Annotated in this window: 13 protein-coding genes and 1 tRNA gene; 9 read left to right on the top strand and 5 right to left on the bottom strand. The window is 69.9% G+C overall.

What is annotated here, in order from left to right:
- Positions 1–202: 202 nt before the first annotated feature.
- From OG584_RS03650 to OG584_RS03625, 6 genes are all read left to right on the top strand, one after another.
- Positions 203–1,204 (top strand): ABC transporter permease, encoded by a 1,002-nt coding sequence (locus tag OG584_RS03650; RefSeq protein ID WP_405774895.1) that lies wholly within the window; start codon positions 203–205, stop codon positions 1,202–1,204.
- A gap of 85 nt (positions 1,205–1,289) precedes the next feature.
- The gene (locus OG584_RS03645; RefSeq protein WP_405774893.1) at positions 1,290–2,150 is read left to right on the top strand and encodes a carbohydrate ABC transporter permease; all 861 of its coding nucleotides are present in this window, start codon (positions 1,290–1,292) and stop codon (positions 2,148–2,150) included.
- 50 nt (positions 2,151–2,200) lie between these two features.
- Positions 2,201–3,874, top strand: a complete 1,674-nt coding sequence (locus OG584_RS03640) for a hypothetical protein (RefSeq protein WP_405774891.1) — start codon at positions 2,201–2,203, stop codon at positions 3,872–3,874.
- Positions 3,871–5,331 (top strand): M1 family metallopeptidase, encoded by a 1,461-nt coding sequence (locus tag OG584_RS03635; RefSeq protein ID WP_405774889.1) that lies wholly within the window; start codon positions 3,871–3,873, stop codon positions 5,329–5,331. The genes OG584_RS03640 and OG584_RS03635 overlap by 4 nt, the downstream gene beginning before the upstream one ends.
- Complete coding sequence (locus OG584_RS03630) at positions 5,328–7,535, top strand: right-handed parallel beta-helix repeat-containing protein (RefSeq protein WP_405774887.1); 2,208 nt, start codon at positions 5,328–5,330, stop codon at positions 7,533–7,535. The genes OG584_RS03635 and OG584_RS03630 overlap by 4 nt, the downstream gene beginning before the upstream one ends.
- Positions 7,536–7,583: 48 nt before the next feature.
- Positions 7,584–8,774, top strand: coding sequence for a Gfo/Idh/MocA family protein (locus OG584_RS03625; RefSeq protein ID WP_405774885.1), 1,191 nt, complete (start codon positions 7,584–7,586; stop codon positions 8,772–8,774).
- A gap of 34 nt (positions 8,775–8,808) precedes the next feature.
- On the opposite strand, the gene OG584_RS03620 is transcribed toward OG584_RS03625, so the two are convergent.
- Together OG584_RS03620 and OG584_RS03615 are read right to left on the bottom strand one after the other, a co-directional pair.
- The gene (locus tag OG584_RS03620) at positions 8,809–9,714 is read right to left on the bottom strand and encodes a transketolase family protein (RefSeq protein ID WP_405774883.1); all 906 of its coding nucleotides are present in this window, start codon (positions 9,712–9,714) and stop codon (positions 8,809–8,811) included.
- A 26-nt stretch (positions 9,715–9,740) separates the two neighbouring features.
- Positions 9,741–10,415, bottom strand: coding sequence for a transketolase (locus OG584_RS03615; protein WP_405774881.1), 675 nt, complete (start codon positions 10,413–10,415; stop codon positions 9,741–9,743).
- A 137-nt stretch (positions 10,416–10,552) separates the two neighbouring features.
- Here OG584_RS03615 and OG584_RS03610 point away from each other — a divergent pair.
- A tRNA-Pro gene (locus tag OG584_RS03610) sits at positions 10,553–10,626 on the top strand.
- A 305-nt stretch (positions 10,627–10,931) separates the two neighbouring features.
- On the opposite strand, the gene OG584_RS03605 is transcribed toward OG584_RS03610, so the two are convergent.
- Positions 10,932–13,130, bottom strand: a complete 2,199-nt coding sequence (locus tag OG584_RS03605) for an MGH1-like glycoside hydrolase domain-containing protein (protein ID WP_405774879.1) — start codon at positions 13,128–13,130, stop codon at positions 10,932–10,934.
- A gap of 225 nt (positions 13,131–13,355) precedes the next feature.
- Between OG584_RS03605 and OG584_RS03600 the strand changes: the two genes are divergently transcribed.
- Positions 13,356–14,351: an aldo/keto reductase gene (locus tag OG584_RS03600; RefSeq protein ID WP_405774877.1), complete on the top strand. Its 996-nt coding sequence runs from the start codon at positions 13,356–13,358 to the stop codon at positions 14,349–14,351.
- A gap of 394 nt (positions 14,352–14,745) precedes the next feature.
- Positions 14,746–15,147, top strand: coding sequence for a zinc ribbon domain-containing protein (locus OG584_RS03595; RefSeq protein ID WP_405774875.1), 402 nt, complete (start codon positions 14,746–14,748; stop codon positions 15,145–15,147).
- Between the two features lie 7 nt (positions 15,148–15,154).
- On the opposite strand, the gene OG584_RS03590 is transcribed toward OG584_RS03595, so the two are convergent.
- Together OG584_RS03590 and OG584_RS03585 are read right to left on the bottom strand one after the other, a co-directional pair.
- Positions 15,155–16,495 (bottom strand): NtaA/DmoA family FMN-dependent monooxygenase, encoded by a 1,341-nt coding sequence (locus OG584_RS03590; RefSeq protein ID WP_405774873.1) that lies wholly within the window; start codon positions 16,493–16,495, stop codon positions 15,155–15,157.
- Complete coding sequence (locus tag OG584_RS03585) at positions 16,492–17,727, bottom strand: LLM class flavin-dependent oxidoreductase (RefSeq protein WP_405774871.1); 1,236 nt, start codon at positions 17,725–17,727, stop codon at positions 16,492–16,494. Before OG584_RS03585 ends, OG584_RS03590 begins: the two co-directional genes overlap by 4 nt.
- Between the last annotated feature and the right edge of the window lie 8 nt (positions 17,728–17,735).

Genomic DNA, 17,735 nt, shown 5'->3' with positions numbered 1-17,735 from the left:
AGACGCCAAACGTCAAGCGTTCACGGTGGCCATCTGGCCCTTTTGAGATGCTATTTGGGGAACTGGCCGGTGATCCTCGTGGCAGAAACATCGCGTAAACACAGACGTTTCTTCCGATCTCTTGACGTTGGGGTTAACCGCTTACTACGTTGCGGCGGCAGAAGGCTCGCTCTGCGCCACCCCGGCCGAACAGGACCGCACCATGGCTGAAACAGCACCTCCGCTGCCGCTGGACAAGCGGCGCCGGAAGTCCAAGGCACCGTCGCCACCTGCCGTCGCCCGGCACCGGCTCTCCCTGTGGCAGCGGATCAAGCGTGACAAGGTGATGCTCCTGCTGACCCTGCCGGGCCTGCTGTACTTCGTGGTGTTCCACTACATTCCGCTGCTCGGCTACATGGTCGCCTTCCAGGACTACCAGCCGTATCTCGGGTACATGCACAGCGCGTGGACGGGCTTCGCCAACTTCACCGAGGCATTCGCCGACCCGGCCTTCTGGTCGGCGACCGTGAACACGGTGGAGATCGCCTTCGTCCAGCTGATTTTCTTCTTCCCCATACCGATCGCGCTCGCCCTGCTGCTCAACAGCATCGTCAGTGACAAGCTCCGCCGGTTCATCCAGAGCGTCGTCTACCTGCCGCACTTCATCGGCTGGGTCATCATCGTCTCGATCTTCCAGCAGGTGCTGGGCGGCGCGGGGCTGCTGCCCGACCTGCTCGGGGACCTGGGGCTGCCCCGCTACGACATGATGAGCGACCCGAACGCCTTCCCCTGGCTGATCGCCCTCCAGTCGATCTGGAAGGACGCGGGCTGGGGCACGATCATCATCCTCGCCGCCCTGCTTGGGATCGACAAGCAGCAGTACGAGGCGGCAGCCATCGACGGCGCGAGCCGCTGGCGCCGGCTCTGGCACGTCACACTCCCGGGCATCGCCCCGGTGATCATCCTGCTGCTGATCCTGAACCTCGGCCAGATCCTCTCCGTCGGCTTCGAGCAGATCCTGCTCCAGCGCGACGCGGTCGGTCCCGGTTCCGGCGAAGTACTCGACACCTACGTCTACTACCACGGCATCAAGGACAACCAGTGGGGCATCTCCGCGGCTGTCGGCCTCGTGAAGGCAGTCGTGGGGACCGTCCTCGTCCTGGGCGCGAACAAGTTCGCCCACCGTCTCGGCCATGAAGGGGTGTACCGCGGTGCGGACAGCTGAGAAGTCACCGGCGAAAGCCCCCGTCACCGCGGCGCCCCTTGCTGCGGCGCCCGTGATCAGGCCGTCGGACGGACGTCCGCCGTGGATGGAGCGGCCCACCCGGCTCGGTCTCACCGGCAAGGGCATCGTCCTGGTCCTCGTCGTGCTCGCCGTGGCCTACCCGCTGCTCGGCGTGATCGGCACGAGCTTCGCCTCGCAGACCGACATCATCAAGTCCACCGGTCTTGTCCTGTGGCCCGGCCACCCGACACTCGACGCGTACCGCACCATCTTCACCGGCGGCGTCGTGACCAGGGCCCTCCTGGTGAGTGTGGGGATCACGGTCTTCGGCACGGCGGCCAGCCTGCTGGCCACCATCGGTATGGCGTACGGACTCTCCCGGCGCAACGTCACGGGCTCCCGCTTCATCCTGATGACCGCACTGTTCACGATGCTCTTCAACGCCGGCATCATCCCCAACTTCCTGCTGGTCAACCAGCTCGGCCTCTACAACACGTACGCCGCCCTCGTCATCCCCACCCTGATGAGCGCCTTCAACCTGGTCGTGCTGCGCGCCTTCTTCATGAATCTGCCCGAGGAGCTGTACGACGCGGCGCGGGTCGACGGCGCGGGGGACTTCCGGATCCTGCTCCAGGTCGTCCTGCCGCTCTCCAAGGCGGTCATCGCCGTGGTCGGCCTCTTCTACGCCGTCGCGTACTGGAACGCCTTCTTCAACTCGCTCCTGTACCTCCAGGACTCGGACAAGTGGCCGCTCCCCATGGTGCTGCGCACCTTCGTCCTGCAGGGCCAGAGCCTCAGCGGCGCCGCAGCGAACGAGAGCGTCGCCCCGCAGGAGGCCGTGCAGATGGGCGTCCTGGTGGTCGCCGTCGTGCCGATCCTGCTCGTCTACCCCTTCGTCCAGCGCTACTTCACCAAGGGCGTGCTCACCGGCGCCATCAAGGGCTGAACCGCGCCCCTCCACCCCGGCCTTCCCTCCCCTCTCTCAAGGAGATGTCCGTGCCGAGCTCCACCCCGATCAACCGCAGAGCCCTCTTCCGGATGGGCGCGGGCCTTGGCCTTGGCCTCGCCGCGACCCCGCTGCTCGCCGCCTGCGGCGACGGCGGCACCGCGGCCAAGGCCGAGGCCAAGAGCGCGAGCCTGCTGCCGGCCACCGCGGTGCGCAACATCGGCCTCAAGCCCGACCTGCCGGGCACGGCGGCGGGCGTGCCGCAGGCGTTTTTCACCTACCCGGCCGCCACACCGCGCGCCACCGAGGGACAGGTACTCAAGGGCGCGAAGCGGATCTCGGCCGCGATGGAGACCTTCTCGCCGCCCCCTCCGGCACGCGGCAAGAACGCGGCCTGGCGGGCCATCGAGAAGCTGCTCGGCGGGCAGGTCGACCTCACCGCGGTCCCGACCGACGACTACTCGACCAAGTTCACCACGATGGTCGCAAGCGACACCCTGCCCGACATCTTCATGTACCCGGAGACCGGCGGTGTCGACAACAAGGCCGCCTTCCTGACGGCCAAGTGCGCCGATCTCACGCCGTTCCTGGCCGGCGAGAAGATCAAGGACTACCCCAACCTGGCGGCCATCCCGCAGGCGGCCTGGCAGGGCGGCATCTTCGGCGGCAAGCTCTTCGGCATCCCGATCTCCCGGATGGGCACGGGCGGCGCCGGCTTCTACCGTCACGACCTCTTCGCCGAGGTGGGGATATCCAGCCTGGACGAGATCACCAGCCTCGACAAGTTCGTCGAGGTCTGCAAGGAGCTGACCCGCCCGAAGAAGGACCAGTACGCCATCATCGCGGGCGCGAACAACCTGCTCGCCATGTCGGCGGGAGCCCCCCTCTACTGGCGGATGGACCAGAAGACCGGCAAGTTCGTGACGGACCTGGAGACCGACGAGTTCCGCCTGGCGATCGAGACGGCGCGCACGCTGTACAAGGCGGGCTGCTACTACCCGGGCACGATCGGCATGTCGGGCGCGCAGAAGTCGCAGTACACCGACATGTTCAAGAACGGCAAGGGTGCCTATGTGTACGACGGGATGCCGTCGTACTACACCCCCAGCACCGGCTATGTGGCGGCGATGGCATCGGTCGACAAGAAGTTCGACCCCCGGCCCATCACGCCGTTCAGCGACAAGGCCATCGCCTGGATGGACAACGTCTCGCTGGCGAACACGCACGTCAAGAAGGCGTCCCCCGCGCGCGTCAAGCAGCTCCTGGCCCTCGCCGACTTCGCCGCTTCCCCGTTCGGCAGCGAGGAGTACACGCTGATGAACTACGGCGTCGAGGGGACCGACTTCACCCGTGACTCCAAGGGCAACCCGATCCTCACCAAGAAGGGCAGCCAGGACGTCACCGTCCCCTGGAAGATGCTCGCGTCCGCCGTCCCGGCGGTGTTCAGCACGGACACCGAGAAGGGTGTGCGGTACGTCCACGAGGCGTACGCGAAGATGATCCCGGTCATGGAGCAGGACCCGACGCTCAAGGTCTCGTCGCCCACCTGGGACTCCAAGGGCTACGGCAGCCTCTACACGCTCAAGCTCGACGGCCTCAAGGACATCGTCTCCGGCCGCAAGCCCATGTCGTACTACTCCCAGCTGACCAAGGAATACCTGGCGAAGGGCGCCGAACAGGCCCGCCACGAGTTCGAAGAGGCCGTCCAGAAGGGGAAGAAGTGACAACCCGGCGCACCGTCCTCCAACTCGGCGGCGCGGTGGTGGCAGCGGCCGCTGCCGTACCCGTCTTCGGCACACCGGCCCTGGCCCGCTCCTTCGGCCCGGAGCCCGGCTCCAGCGGTGTCGGCGACCCGCTCTTCCCGACACTCGGCAACGGCGGCTACCAGGTCACGCACTACGACCTGACCTTCGACTTCACACCCGTCACCTACGACTTCACCGCCACCGTGCGGATATCGGCGCGGGCCACCCAGGACCTGTCCGCCTTCAACCTGGACACCGACGGCCACACCATCGAGGCGGTCACCGTCGACGGCCGCACCGCCCCGTGGCAGCTCTCGGCGGGCAGCAGCGGCCAGGAGCTGACGGTCACCCCGGTCCGCCCCCTGCACGACGGCCGGCCCTTCACCGTGGAGATCCGCTACCACGGCAACGGCAAGGCCAAGCGGCTCGGCCTGAACGGCTGGGTCTTCGGCAGCGAGGGCGGATTCGCCGCAGCGGTGCAGTCATCGCGTGCCGACACCTTCCTGCCCTGCAACGACACCCCGTCGGACAAGGCAACGTGGGCCTTTCACATCAGCGCGCCGCAGGGCTACGTGGCCGCCGCCAACGGCGAGCTGCTGCACAAGTCCCCGCGCGCGGACGGCTCGGCCGTCTGGCACTTCGCACTCCGCGAACGGATGCCCACCGAGCTGCTCGGCATCGCGGTCGTCAAGGGCACCTACCTGTACGGCAGCAGCCACACCGGTCTGCCGCTGCGGCACATCGTGCCGCAGGGCCAGGAGGACACCTACGCGCCGGTCGTGGCCCGCACCGCCGACCATCTGGCCTGGCTGGAGGCGAGGTTCGGCCGATTCCCGTTCTCCACGTACGGGGTCCACATCTACGACGGCTACACGGACGCGCTGGAGAACCAGACGCTCACCCTGATGGGCACCAACTGGTTCAAGCCCAACGCCGACGGCAACCCGACGTACGAGAACACCATGGTGCACGAGCTGACCCACCAGTGGTTCGGCGACTCGGTCACCCCGCACGACTGGCAGCAGGCCTGGCTCAACGAAGGGCCCGCCACCTACTACGCCGCCGTGTACAGCGAGGAGCGCGGCTGGTCGGTCGTCGCCGACAAGATGAAGGCCACCTACGGGACGCTGGACGCGGTCCGCGCCAAGGACGGCCCGCCCGGACTGCCCAAGGCGCTCGGTGGAGCCAACATCTACGACGGCGGGGCGCTCGTCCTGTACGCGCTCAACCAGCAGGTGGGTCAGCGGACCTTCGACCGGATCATGCGCGAGTGGGTCCGGCGCCACAAGGACTCGACCTACACCAGCGAGGAATTCATCGGGCACACCGTCGACATCACGGGTGACCGCACCCTGGACCGTTTTCTGCGTGACTGGCTGTTCGGCGCCACCAACCCGCCGATGCCGGGCCACCCCGACTGGAAGGCCGCCGCATGAGCCGCCGCACCACCCACCGCGCGGCCGGCCGGCGGATCGGTACGGCGCTCGCGGCTGTCGCCGCGCTGCTCGCCACCGCGCCGCTCGCGCAGGCCGCCCGTCCCGCACACGCCCACACCCTGTACGCGTCGCCGCACGGCGCCGGAACGGCCTGTACGCACAGCAGCCCCTGCTCCCTGGACGGAGCCCGCGACAAGGCCCGTACCGTCCACGGCGGTGGCATCACCGTGCGGCTCGCAGGCGGTACGTACACCCGCAGCACCGCCCTGAAGCTCACCTCGGCGGACTCCGGCACGACCTGGACCGCGGCGCCCGGCGCCCGCCCCGTTCTCTCCGGGGGCCGTACGGTCACCGGCTGGACCAGGACGTCCGGCGGTGCCTGGACCGCCAGGGTTCCCGACGGCATCACACCGCGCCAGCTCTTCGTCAACGGAATCCGGGCCACCCCCGCCCGCGGCGGAGCCTGCGCGGCCAGTGTCTGCGACGCCACGAAGACCGGCATGACCGGGGCGAAGGCCACCGGGATCGCCGACTGGAAGCGGCCCACCGACGCCGAGGCCGTCATCAAGGTCCGCTGGCGCAACTACCACTGCCGGATCGCCGGTGTCAGCGGCGACACACTGACCTTCGCCCAGCCCTGCTGGACCAACTCGGCGAGCGGAACCGACCGCACCGGCCCGGCCTGGGACTCCACGGCCGTGGACTCCAGCCGCTACTCGGGCGTCGCCTTCTTCGAGAACGCACCCGAACTACTGGACCAGCCAGGCGAGTTCGTTCACGACTCGGCCGCGCACACCGTCACGTACCTGCCGCGCAAGGGCGAGGACATGCGGCGCGCCTCAGCCGTCACACCCGCCACCGAGCAGCTGATGACGGTCGACGGCGCGCACAACGTCCGCGTCCGCGGGATCGGCTTCGCCTACGCGGCCTATCACCAGCCCGACACGGACGAGGGCTACGCCGGCATGCAGGCCGGACTCACCCTCACCGGCGCCACCGGACCTGTCGACCACGCGGGCCGCTTCTTCACCAAGCCGACGGCCGCGCTGACCGTGCACGGTGGCCGTGGTGTGACCGTCGACGGGGCGTCCTTCACCCACCTCGGCGGGGCCGGGGTGATCCTCGAAGCCGGCACCAAGGACTCCGGCGTCACGCGCTCCGACTTCACCGATCTGTCGTCGGGTGCCGCCTACATCGGTGACACCGAGCCCATGCCGGACCCCGAACTGGCCGGTGAACGCAACACCTTCGCCCACAACACGATCACCCGCGCGGCCGTCGAGTACACCGACGCGGCCGGCGTCTGGGCGGGCTACGAGGCCGGCCTCACCATCGACCACAACACTCTCGACCAGCTGCCGTACTCCGGCATCTCGGTCGGCTGGGGCTGGAACCAGCCCGAGTCCCAGAAGTCGGTGCTGCGGGACAACAGGATCACCGACAACCGCATCACCAACGTCATGCAGGTCAAGGACGCCCAGCACGACGGCGGCGCGATCTACACCCAGGGTGCCCAGCCCGGCACGGTAGTCTCCGGCAACTACATCAACCGCTCCGCCTACGGCAACACCGAGCGCGACGGCAACGGCATCTACCTCGACGAGCAGTCCTCGTACATCACGGTGGAGAACAACGTCCTGACCCGGCTCGGCTACAAGTGGGTCTCCAACTGGGCCGACTACGGCATCAAGAACACCGCACGCGGCAACTGGGTCGACACCGACGCACCTCCCATCGCGGGCACCGGCTCGACGATGTCCGGCAACCACACCCGCCTGGAACGGCTCCCGGCCGCCGCGGTCGCAGTCGCGTCGGCAGCCGGCGCCCACCGCGGCCCCGTCGAACAACTCGCCCCCGACCTGGCCCGCACCGGCACCGCTTCCCAGTCCTCCACCGACGGGGCCGCCGCCGCGCTCGCCACCGACGGCGACACCTCGACGGACACCCGGACGCTCTCCGAGCCGGGCGCCTGGTGGCAGGTGGACCTGGGCTCCGCCCGGCACGTCGGCCGGGTCGAGATCTGGAACGACGCATCAGCCACGACGGCCGGTTTCGACGTCCGCACGGACAGGAAGACCGTCCACGTCAGCGGCAAGGCCCTGCGGCCCACCGTGCTGGACCTGAACACCGACACCCGGTACGTCAGGATCCAGCTCACCGGCACCGGACGGGTCGGACTCGCCCAGGTCGCCGTCCACCCGTAGGGACGGACCCGACAGGTCTGCTCCACCCGCACCAGCGAAGGAACCTCCATGTCCGACCTCCGTATCGGCGTCCTCGGCTACGGACTGCGCGGCAGCATCGCCCGCACCGCCCACCGCCCCGGAGCCGGCTCGCGCGTCACCGCACTCGCCGACCCCGACCCGGCAGCCCGTACGGAGGCGGCCACGGCCTTCCCCGGCGCTCGGATCTCCTCCGCCCACCACACTGTCGTCGAGGACCCCGACGTCGACGCGGTCCTCGTCCTCACTCCCGACCACACCCACGCGGAACTCGCCTGTGAGGCGCTGCGCGCGGGCAAGCCGGTCTTCGTCGAGAAGCCACTCGACATCACCGTCGAGCGGTGCGACGAGATCCTGCGCACCGCGTACGAGACCGGCACCCGGCTCTACATCGGCCACAACATGCGCCACATGCCGGTCGTCCGGCTGATGCGCGACCTCATCACCGGTGGCGCCATCGGCGAGGTCAAGACCGTCTGGGTCCGGCACTTCGTCGGATACGGCGGCGACTGGTACTTCAAGGACTGGCACGCCGAGCGCAGGCACACCACCGGCCTGCTGCTGCAGAAGGCCGCGCACGACATCGACGTGCTGCACTGGCTTGCGGGCGGGTACGCACGCGACGTCCAGGCCATGGGCGACCTGATGGTCTACGGCGACAACCCGCACCGCCGCGAGCCCGGTGAGCCGAAGACCGCCGACTGGTACACGAAGGACGGACACTGGCCGCCGCACACCCAGCGCGGCCTCAACCCCGTCATCGACATCGAGGACGTCTCCCTCCTCAACATGCGTCTGGACAACGGGGTGCTGGCCGCCTACCAGCAGTGCCACTTCACCCCCGACTACTGGCGCAACTACACCGTCATCGGCGACGCGGGCCGGCTGGAGAACTTCGGCGACGGGCCGGGGAGCCAGGTGAAGGTCTGGAACACCCGCCGCTCCGTCTACCGGGAGGACCCGGACGAGGTCCACCCCGTCCCGGAGGCACAGGACGAGGCGGGCCACGGGGGCGCCGACCCGCTGCTCATGGACGAGTTCCTGCGGTTCGTACGGGAGGGCGGCCGCACCGACACGTCGCCGGTCGCCGCCAGGATGGCGGTCGCCACCGGAGTGCGGGCCACGGACTCGCTCCGGGACGGCGGGACCCCGCGCCGGGTCACCCCGCTCGAACCGGAACTCGCCGACTACTTCGAGCGGGGCCAGCGGCACACGGCGTGACCCCTGGGGCCGCTTCCCGCGGCCCCAGGCGCGCTCACACCTGAGGCCGCAGGAAGCCCGTGATGCTCCGGTGCAGCGACGCGGCGTCCAGGCCGTGTGCGGCGACATGCTCGTCGATCCCGCCGTAGCGCCGCAGCTCCTTCCTGCCGACACCGAGCCCGAGCACCCGGTGCGGCCGGTCGGCCAGGGCGTCGTTCGCGGCGGCTGTCGACGTGCCCGCCAGATACGGCTCGACCATCACCACGTCGGCCGAGCCGGGGGCGTCGGCCGCCCGGCGCAGGGCCGCGCCGTCGAAGGGCCGGACCGTCGTCGCGTACAGGACGGTGACGTCCATCCCCTCCGTCGCCGCCAGGACAGCGTCCAGCACCGGACCGACCGCGATGACCACCCCGCCGCGGCCCTCCCGCAGCGTGCGGAAACCGGCTCCGGTGACGCGTCGCGGCTGCCGATTGGCCTGCGTGGAGAGCCGCACATAGACCCGGTCGTCGCCCCGTACGGCATGGCGCAGCAGGGCCTCCGCCTCCTCCGGGTGGCCCGGCACGTGCACCGTCCAGCCGTCGAGGGTGTCGAGCAGCGCCACGTCACCCGGCGACATGTGGGTGAACCCGCCCGCCGGCCAGTCGTACGAGCCCCCGGCGCTCACCAGTACGGCGCCCACACCCTGGTGGCCCAGATCCAGCTTGATCTGCTCGAAGGGGCGCTCGACCAGGAAACTGGCGAAGGTGTGGATGACCGGGCGCATTCCGGCCAGCGCCATCCCGGCGCCCGCACCGATCAGCAGCTGCTCCCGGATCCCCACGTTGATCACCCGGTCCGGGTGGGCCCGCGCCGCATCCGCGAATCCGTCGCGCGTGATCTCGGCGAGTACGACGGCGATTCGCGGGTCCTCGTCCAGCAGCCGCGACGTTGTGGCGGCGAACCGCTCACGCATGTTGTCCATGACGGATCCCTCTCGGATGTTCCTGCTCAGGCGTTCTTGGGCTCGACGCGGGCGACCACGGCGTGCGGCCTGCCCGGATGGGATGCGGTGAAGGCTCCGTACAGCTCCTCGTGGTCCCGTCCGTCGACGGTCAGGGCCGACCAGCCCGCCGCTTCGAAGCGGGCCGCGATCCCGCCGGGGGTGCCGTAGCTCGCGGAGGCGTTGTCGATCACCACGGTGTGCAGCTGTTCGAGACCGGCCGGTCCGGCGTAGGCGATGGCCTCGTGCACCGAACCCTCGTCCAGCTCGGCGTCGCCGATCAGTACCCACACCCGTGGAGCGGTGAGCTGCTGTGCCTTCAGCCCGAGCACGGTCCCCACGCCCAGCGGAAGCCCGTGTCCGAGCGACCCGCTGCCGATCTCGGCACCGGGCACCAGCAGCCGGTCGGGGTGGTGGCCGAGCGGCGATTCGTACGAGCCGAAACCCGCCAGCAGCTCCTCGGGGAAGAACCCCTTGGCCGCGAGGACCGCGTAGTACGCCATCGGGCCGTGCCCCTTGGACAGCAGGAAGCGGTCCCGGCCGGGTGCCGACGACGTCTGCGGTGTGACCCGCAGCACCCGGTCGTACAGGACCCAGAGTGCGTCCAGGGTCGAGGTCGCCGCAGGCCCGTGCTTCTCATCACCGGTCATGAGGGCCATCAGCCGGTTCAGCTCTGTGTTCATGGAGCCGACGATCCGACATCAAGCGCACTTGAGGTCAAGTGCGCCGAGGCCGGGGAACGAGTTCGTGATCACTGGATGAAGTGCGGTATTGTTTCGGTGCGCGTTCGGCCGGGGAGCCCCTGGGCCGGATCGGGCACCGGGACGTGGCGCAGCTTGGTAGCGCACTTGACTGGGGGTCAAGGGGTCGCAGGTTCAAATCCTGTCGTCCCGACGGTGCAGAAGACGGGCTTCAAGCTCAGGTCAGGGCCTTGTTCCACTTCGGTGGAACAAGGCCCTGAGCCGTTCGATCACGACCGTCGGCAAGTGTGCGGCAAAGCCGCCTGCTGGGTGCCTCGCGGACAACGGCTTGCACGGCCCTCGGCGCAAAGCCGCCGTCCCGGGATGGTCCGTACACGTATGCCGGTGGCCGTGCCGGGATCGACGCGGCGTTGACGAAGCCACTGACCGCCGCCGCACTCCCCGCAGTGCGGCGGCCCAAGACGGTCTCCCTTCCGTCGGGCGGCCACGGCCCTCACCTCACGTACCGCGCAGCATCTCCAGGACGGCCGCGGCGGACCAGGAGAAGTTGGCGGAGTTCTCGCCCTCCCCGGTCAGTGGCTGGTAGTTCTCACGGAAGGGCGCGGTACCCAGCAGCCCCTGCGCCTGTTGCAGCAGCTGTTCGCCGATTGCGCGGGCGTCCTTGTGGTAGCCGTAGTCGGAGAGGCCACGCAGTGCGAAATAGGCCTGATCGAGCCAGACCAGACCACGCCAGTACCCCGTCGGATCGAACGCCGGACTGTTGCGGGCGACCGTCGGCAGGGGCAACGGGGTGGCGAACTGAGCCGGGTCGGTCAGTGCCGCCCGGACGCCGGCGGCCTGCCTGCCCGTGGCGACGCCCGCCCACAGCGGTACCGCTCCCTCGATGCCCTTGCCGCCCTTCGTGCGAGGTCCGCCGCCGGCCGGCCCGCAGTCGTAGAAGAACCCGGTCGCGGGGTCGTAGGTACGGGTTCTGATGTGGTCCCGCAGGCTGTCCGCCGCCCGGTTCAGAGCGTCCGCCTCCTGCGGCCAGCCCAGCTCGCCCGCCATACGGGCCAGGAAGCGCTTCTCCGCGTACAGGAAGCAGTTGAGGTCGACCGACTGCTGATCGAGTGAGTAGCCGACGGTGTGTCCCGCCCGGTCGGTGTTGGCACGCACCTGCGCGTCGTCGAAGCGCGGCGCGTTGTCCATACCGCTCTCCCAGGCCGCCGCCAGCCTCCGCTGCTCGGTGCTGTCGTTGGCCGTGTCCACCGTCGCGCCGTACTCGGCCAGGCCGTTCCCGTCGTGGTCCCTGTCGCGGTACCACCACGCGTGGTACGACCTCAGCTTCGGATACATCCGGCGCAGGAAGGCCCGGCCCCCGCCACGTTCGTACACCTGCCACACCGCCCAGGCGGCCAGCGGTGGCTTCGAGTTGCGTTCGTTCCAGTTCAGACCGCCGTGGCGGACGTCGTTGTAGAACAGCGCGTCCGGCACCATCCCGGCGTCCTGCGGACGGTCCGGGGAGTCTGCCTGTATCTGGTGGTCGAACATCGACTCAATGGTGGAAACGGCCAGGCCGGGATCGAAGACGGCGGTCGCGACGGCTTCCTTCCACGAGTCCCAGGCCCAGAAGCCGCCCGCGAACGACGTGTTGGTCAGGGAGGGGGTGATTCCGTCCGAGCGCAGGGCTCCGGCCGGGCTGCGCCAGTTGGTCACCAGCGTCTGCACCGCCTTCGCCGCCACCCGCTGCCGGCCATGGGCCACTCCGTCCAGCGCGCGCGACAGGTAGAGCTGCCAACGGCGGTCCGCACGGGCCGCGACACGGTCCGGGTGTGCCAGCGCCTCCCGCACGGCCGGGAGGTCCGCGCGCCGCTCGGCATCGGTGAAGGTGTACGACTCGGTCCAGGTAAATGTGGTGGTCCCGCCCGGGGCCAGCCGGCGCGGCTGCCGCGCGGCCGTGCGATAGCGGTCACCGTCAACGGTCGTGTGCACGGCTTCGGCGTGCGCGACCTCGAACCGGGTCTGCGCCGTGGTCAGGAAGTCCTTGAACGAGCGGACCTCGGCGAACCGCACCGCCACACCACCGTCGGTCGCGTGCAGTCGCGGAGCACTGCGGACGGGCTCGTCGGTGTGGCGCAGCAGTGATCCCTCCCAGCGGGCGCGCAGCTCCCGGACGCTGTTCCCCCGGTTCTCGACCCTCGCCTCCACCAGGGCCGTGCGGTTGCTGGCGTAGCGCAGTTCCACGGTTACCCGCAGGCCGTCCGTGAGGTACGACTGACTGAGGATGCCCGGTCCCGCCTCCAGGCGGGGCGCCCGGTCGGCCGACAGGTCGACGGGCAGTGCCGACCGTGCGTCGACGAGTGCGAAGCGGGTGAAGGCCCTGCTCAGGTACCAGGGGTACTCCTCCGCCACGTACAGCGGCCCACTGAAACCTCCGAAGTGGGCATGGTCCGTCGCGGAGGGCAGGCCGTAGGCGTGCCAGGCGCCGAGGTCGGCGAAGACGTTGAGCGGGTTGTCGCCGGGGGGCTGGGCCGCTTCGGGGAGCCCGTGCAGGTCAAGGGTGTCGGTGAGTCCGCTTCGCAGAGGAGCGGACTGCGAGCCGTCGTGCGGCGCCCCGGCCGTCGGCTCCTGTGCGTGGGCGGGCACGACCGGCAGGAGCGCGGCGCCGAGGGGCACGAGCGAGGTTGCGGCGAACTGCCGCCGCGAGAGGTGATTCATGAAGGGCCTCGGAACAAGAGGAGTATCTGAATCCGGTCACGCTAACAGCTCGTTGAACGCCGGTTCGGTGGCATTCAGTACTACCCGGCAGGCCACCGTGAACTACCGCGAAACCCGCAGCTGAACGACCATCACCCAGGGCTGGAGCGATAAGCCGTGGACCGGCGTCGCGAGTGCGGGCAGGGTATGGACGACCCGACAGCCCGAACCGAAACGGAGCATCCCATGCCCACTCTGCCCACCCGCACTCTCGGCGGTCTCACGACTTCGGCGATCGGCTTCGGTGCGATGGTGCTGTCGCCCGGGATGTACGGCGAGATCGATGACAAGCGCGCGGTGTCCGCGCTGCACGCTGCCCTGGACGAGGGCGCCACCCTCATCGACACCTCCGACGGTTACGGCGCCGACGGCCACAACGAGCGCATCGTGGGCCGGGCGCTCCGGGGCCGGCGGGAACAGGCCGTGATCGCCACGAAGTTCGGGTTCCGGGTACCCGACGGCGCTGCCGCCCACCGCTTCCCTGTGTCGTACTCGTTCGGCGAACTCGCCGTGAACGCCGAGCCGAAGCATGTGCGCGGCTACGCCGAGCAGTCGCTGCGCAACCTGGACACCGATGTGATCGACTTGTACTACCCGCACTTCCCGGACCCGGAGGTTCCGCTGGAGGACACCGTGGGAGCGGTGGCGGACCTGGTGCAGGACGGACTGGTGCGCCGGCTCGGCCTGTCCAATGTCACGGCGGACCAACTGCGCAGGGCCCACGCGGTCCATCCGGTCGCCGCTGTGCAGACCCAGTGGTCGATGTGGCAGCCCGTCGACGCCGAACTGCACGCGGCTGCCCGCGAACTGGGTGTCGGCATCGTGGCGTGGAGCCCGCTGGGCGGCGGCTTCCTGGCCGGCACCGTGCAGGACCTGGCCGAAGGGGACTTCCGACGTAACATGCCGCGCTTCGACGAGGCCAACCTCAAGACCAACAACGACCGTTACGCACCCCTGCGGGGTATCGCCGCCGACCTCGGGATCACGCCGGGTCAACTGGCTCTTGCGTGGCTGCTGCACCAGGACGACCACGTGGTGCCCATCCCCGGCAGCCGCACCCCCGCCCACATCGCGGAGAACCTTTCGGCGGCCCGGATTGCTCTGCACCCCGGCACACTCGGCCGTATCGAGGAGTCGCTGGCCGGGTTCTCGCCGGAGGGCACCGGCTCGCTCCTCGGCTGAGCCGGCGCGGGCCCCGCGACCCGCCGCACATGGCCCGTACCGTCGCAGCGTGTGACAGGTCATACGGCAGGTGGGCGGCCGGCGGGAACAGGCGGGCGCTTTCCGTCGTTCTTCAGTGCGTGGGTACGGAGGGGACAGTGTCCCCGGGCTCCACTCATTGCCCGTGGGGAAGATCGTTCGGCTGAAGCCCCATGGTGCCCATCGCCGAGAGGCGACCGCCCTCCGTACTCACCGCCTACCGCCCCGGCTGGTTCCCCCGACCAGCCGGGGCTTCCGTTTCCCGGGCCACATCTGTGGCACTCAGTGCTTTACAGTGTGGCACTCAGTGCCATACGGTGCTGCTGGGCCGCCGCCGTACGTGCGGCGTACCGAGTCGAACGCGGGAGGCAGAGACGTGTCCGGGACAGGAACCAACGCCGTACCGACGGCGCGGGACACAGACGGGCCGCAGAGCCCGACGGGCCTGGTCTATCAGCTCTGTCGCTGGTGCGGCACCGCCTCCTTCCGCCGGCTCCTGTGCCCGGTGTGCGCCTCCAGCGACCTGAACCCGGCGCACACCGACGGTTACGGGGTCGTCGTCCGCTCCAGCGTCGTGCACCGCTATACCGACACCGCGCGCAACGAATCCCTCGTCCGCTTCCCCGAGGGCTTCGTGTTCCGGTGCCGAGTCGTGGGAGCGGAACCGCAGTTGGTCAGCGAGGGGGACAGAGTGCGTCCCGCGGACGGGGCGAACTCCGACGCGGGCGAACTGGTCCTCGAACTGTGCGACGCACCCCGCCCCGCCCCCTGGTACTGACGTCACATCACGGGCGCAGCCCGAGATGGCCGCGGAGCGTCGTCCCCGCGTACTCCGTGCGGAACACCCCGCGCTCCTGCAGCAGTGGCACCACCTTGTCGGCGAACTCGTCCAGCCCGCCGGGGACCAGATGCGGGGCCAAGATGAAGCCGTCGGACGCCTCGCTCTGTACAGCGGCGTCGACCGCGTCGGCGACCGTGGCCGGTGAACCGATGAACGTCTGGCGGGCGCTCGTCTCGATCACCAGCTCCCGGATGGACAGCCCTTCGGCCTTCGCGCGCTGCCGCCACTCGGAGGCCGTTGCCAGCGGATCACGCACCATGCGTACGCTCGCCCTGCCGCGCGCCACCGTGTGCTCACCCGTATCCGGGTCGATGTCGGGCAGCGGTCCGTCCGGGTCGTAGCCGGACAGGTCCCGGTTCCACACATGTTCCAGGAACTTGATCGCGGTCTGCCCGCTGACCTGGCTGCGCCGCACCTCGTGGGCGCGCTCCGCCGCCTCGGCGTCCGTGTCGCCCAGGACGAAGGTGGCCGCGGGCAGGATCAGCAGCTCGTCCGGCTCACGACCGTAGCGGGCCAGCCGGCCCTTCACGTCGCGGTAGAACACGCGGCCCGCCTCCGGCGCGGAGTGCCGGCTGAAGATCGCGTCCGCGGTCGCTGCCGCGAACTCCCGTCCCTGGTCCGAATCGCCCGCCTGGAAGATCACCGGACGCCCCTGCGGGGAGCGCGGCACGTTGAACCGGCCCGCGATGTCGAAGTGCTGGTCGCGGTGGGCGAACGTACCGGCGTCCGCGGTACGCAGGAACCGGCCGCTCTCCCGGTCGGCCAGGACCTCGTCGTCCGCCCAGGAGTCGAACAGCTCCCAGGCGGTGCGCAGGAACTGTTCGGCCCGCGTGTAGCGGTCCTGTTCCGGGAGGAACCCGCCGCGCCGGAAGTTCTCCCCGGTGAACGCGTCCCAGGAAGTGACGACGTTCCACGCCGCCCGGCCGGCGGACAGATGGTCGAGGGAGGCGAACTGCCGTGCCACCTCGTACGGTTCGTTGAAGGTGGAGTTGATCGTGCCGGCGAGCCCGATCCGGTCCGTGACCGCTGCCAGCGCCGCCAGTACCGTGAAGGTGTCCGGGCGGCCGACCACGTCCAGGTCGTAGATCTCGCCGCCCTGCTCCCGCAGACGCAGCCCCTCGGCCAGGAAGAGGAAGTCGAACTTGGCCCGCTCCGCGGTCCGCGCGAAGTGGCTGAAGGAGGCGAAGTCGATCTGGCTGCCCGCCTCCGGGTCGCTCCAGACGGTGGTGTTGTTGACCCCGGGGAAGTGGGCGGCGAGATGGATCTGCTTCTGGCTGGCACTCATGACTGTCCTCCGGCCCGGACCCGGGCGTAACGGTTGGCGGGCCGGCCGAGGCCGAGCAGCCCACGCAGCGAGCCGGCCTCGTAGGCACGGCGGAAAGCGCCCCGGTTCTGGAGCTCGGGGACCAGGCCCCTGGTGATGGCGGGCAGGTCGTGGCCTGTCACGGCGGGCCGCAGCCGGTATCCCGTCAGGCCCGCGCGCTGCCAGTCCAGCAGCAGGTCGGCGAGCTCGCCCGGGGTGCCGGTGAACACCTCGGCGTCACTGGTCAGGGGGGCGCCGGCCACCTCGTCGAGCCGCCGCCGGCGCGCTCTCGCCGCAGCAGCGGTCTCGTCCAGGAAGACCACCAGGTCCCCGAAGACATGGACCGTCTCCCCGCCCCGCCGCGCGGTGTCCCGGGCGGCCAGGATCTCCTCGGAGACGGCTCGCGCCCCGGCGGCATCGTGCGGCGTGACGTACCCGACGTCCGCCGAGCCGGCCACGAGTGCGTACGGAACGGCCGCGTGCGCGAGGGCCGTCACCAGCGGCTGGCCCTGCGGCGGGCGCGGTGTGATGGACGGGCCCTTGACGCTGAAACGGTCTCCGCGGAAGTCGATGTAGTGCAGCTTCGTGCGGTCGATGAACCGGCCGGTGGCGGTGTCGCGTATCTCCGCGTCGTCCTCCCAGCTGTCCCAGAGCCTGCGGAGCACCTCGACGTAGTCGGCGGCCTCGTCGAAGAGTTCGCGTACCAGCTCCCGCGTGTGCGGGAGCCCGGCGTCCTCCGGCCGTATCCCCGGCAGATCGCGGCGTCCGAAGTGCGCGGCCTCGTGAGCCGCTGCGGAGACCCGCACCCGGACGCCGGCCCGTCCGGAACTCACGTAGTCCAGTGTCGCGATGGCCTTCGCGAGGTGGAACGGTTCCGTGTGCGTGACCACCGCGGTCGGTACGAGCCCTATGTGCCGGGTCAGCGGCGCCACCCTGGAGGCGGTCAGGACGGCGTCCAGGCGGCCGCGGACCTGGTCGGTACGCCGGTCGTCACCGGTCGGATCGGTGGACTGGAGGGACAGCCCGTCCTCGAAGGTCACGAAGTCGACGAGGCCCCGTTCGGCTTCCCGTACGGCATCCAGCCAGTAGCCGCCGGTGAAGAGTTCGTCGGCACGGGACCCGGGCTCACGCCAGGACGCCGGGTGCCAGCCCGTGCCGTCCAGTGCCACGGCGAGGTGGAGGGGTTCGGGAGGAGGGAAGGGGGACTGTGTCATGTCCGTTG

This window comes from Streptomyces sp. NBC_00859 (assembly GCF_045161865.1).
Classification (GTDB): Bacteria; Actinomycetota; Actinomycetes; order Streptomycetales; family Streptomycetaceae; genus Streptomyces.
The sequence above is the reverse complement of the archived record's forward strand: the minus strand, read 5'-3'. Positions and strand labels throughout refer to the sequence as shown.

Coding starts and splice junctions, on each gene's coding strand:
- OG584_RS03585 (WP_405774871.1), bottom strand. CDS start 17,727: ATGACACAGTCCCCCTTCCCTCCTCCCGAACCCCTCCACCTCGCCGTG.
- OG584_RS03645 (WP_405774893.1), top strand. CDS start 1,290: ATGGAGCGGCCCACCCGGCTCGGTCTCACCGGCAAGGGCATCGTCCTG.
- OG584_RS03650 (WP_405774895.1), top strand. CDS start 203: ATGGCTGAAACAGCACCTCCGCTGCCGCTGGACAAGCGGCGCCGGAAG.
- OG584_RS03605 (WP_405774879.1), bottom strand. CDS start 13,130: ATGAATCACCTCTCGCGGCGGCAGTTCGCCGCAACCTCGCTCGTGCCC.
- OG584_RS03615 (WP_405774881.1), bottom strand. CDS start 10,415: ATGAACACAGAGCTGAACCGGCTGATGGCCCTCATGACCGGTGATGAG.
- OG584_RS03625 (WP_405774885.1), top strand. CDS start 7,584: ATGTCCGACCTCCGTATCGGCGTCCTCGGCTACGGACTGCGCGGCAGC.
- OG584_RS03620 (WP_405774883.1), bottom strand. CDS start 9,714: ATGGACAACATGCGTGAGCGGTTCGCCGCCACAACGTCGCGGCTGCTG.
- OG584_RS03590 (WP_405774873.1), bottom strand. CDS start 16,495: ATGAGTGCCAGCCAGAAGCAGATCCATCTCGCCGCCCACTTCCCCGGG.
- OG584_RS03630 (WP_405774887.1), top strand. CDS start 5,328: ATGAGCCGCCGCACCACCCACCGCGCGGCCGGCCGGCGGATCGGTACG.
- OG584_RS03600 (WP_405774877.1), top strand. CDS start 13,356: ATGCCCACTCTGCCCACCCGCACTCTCGGCGGTCTCACGACTTCGGCG.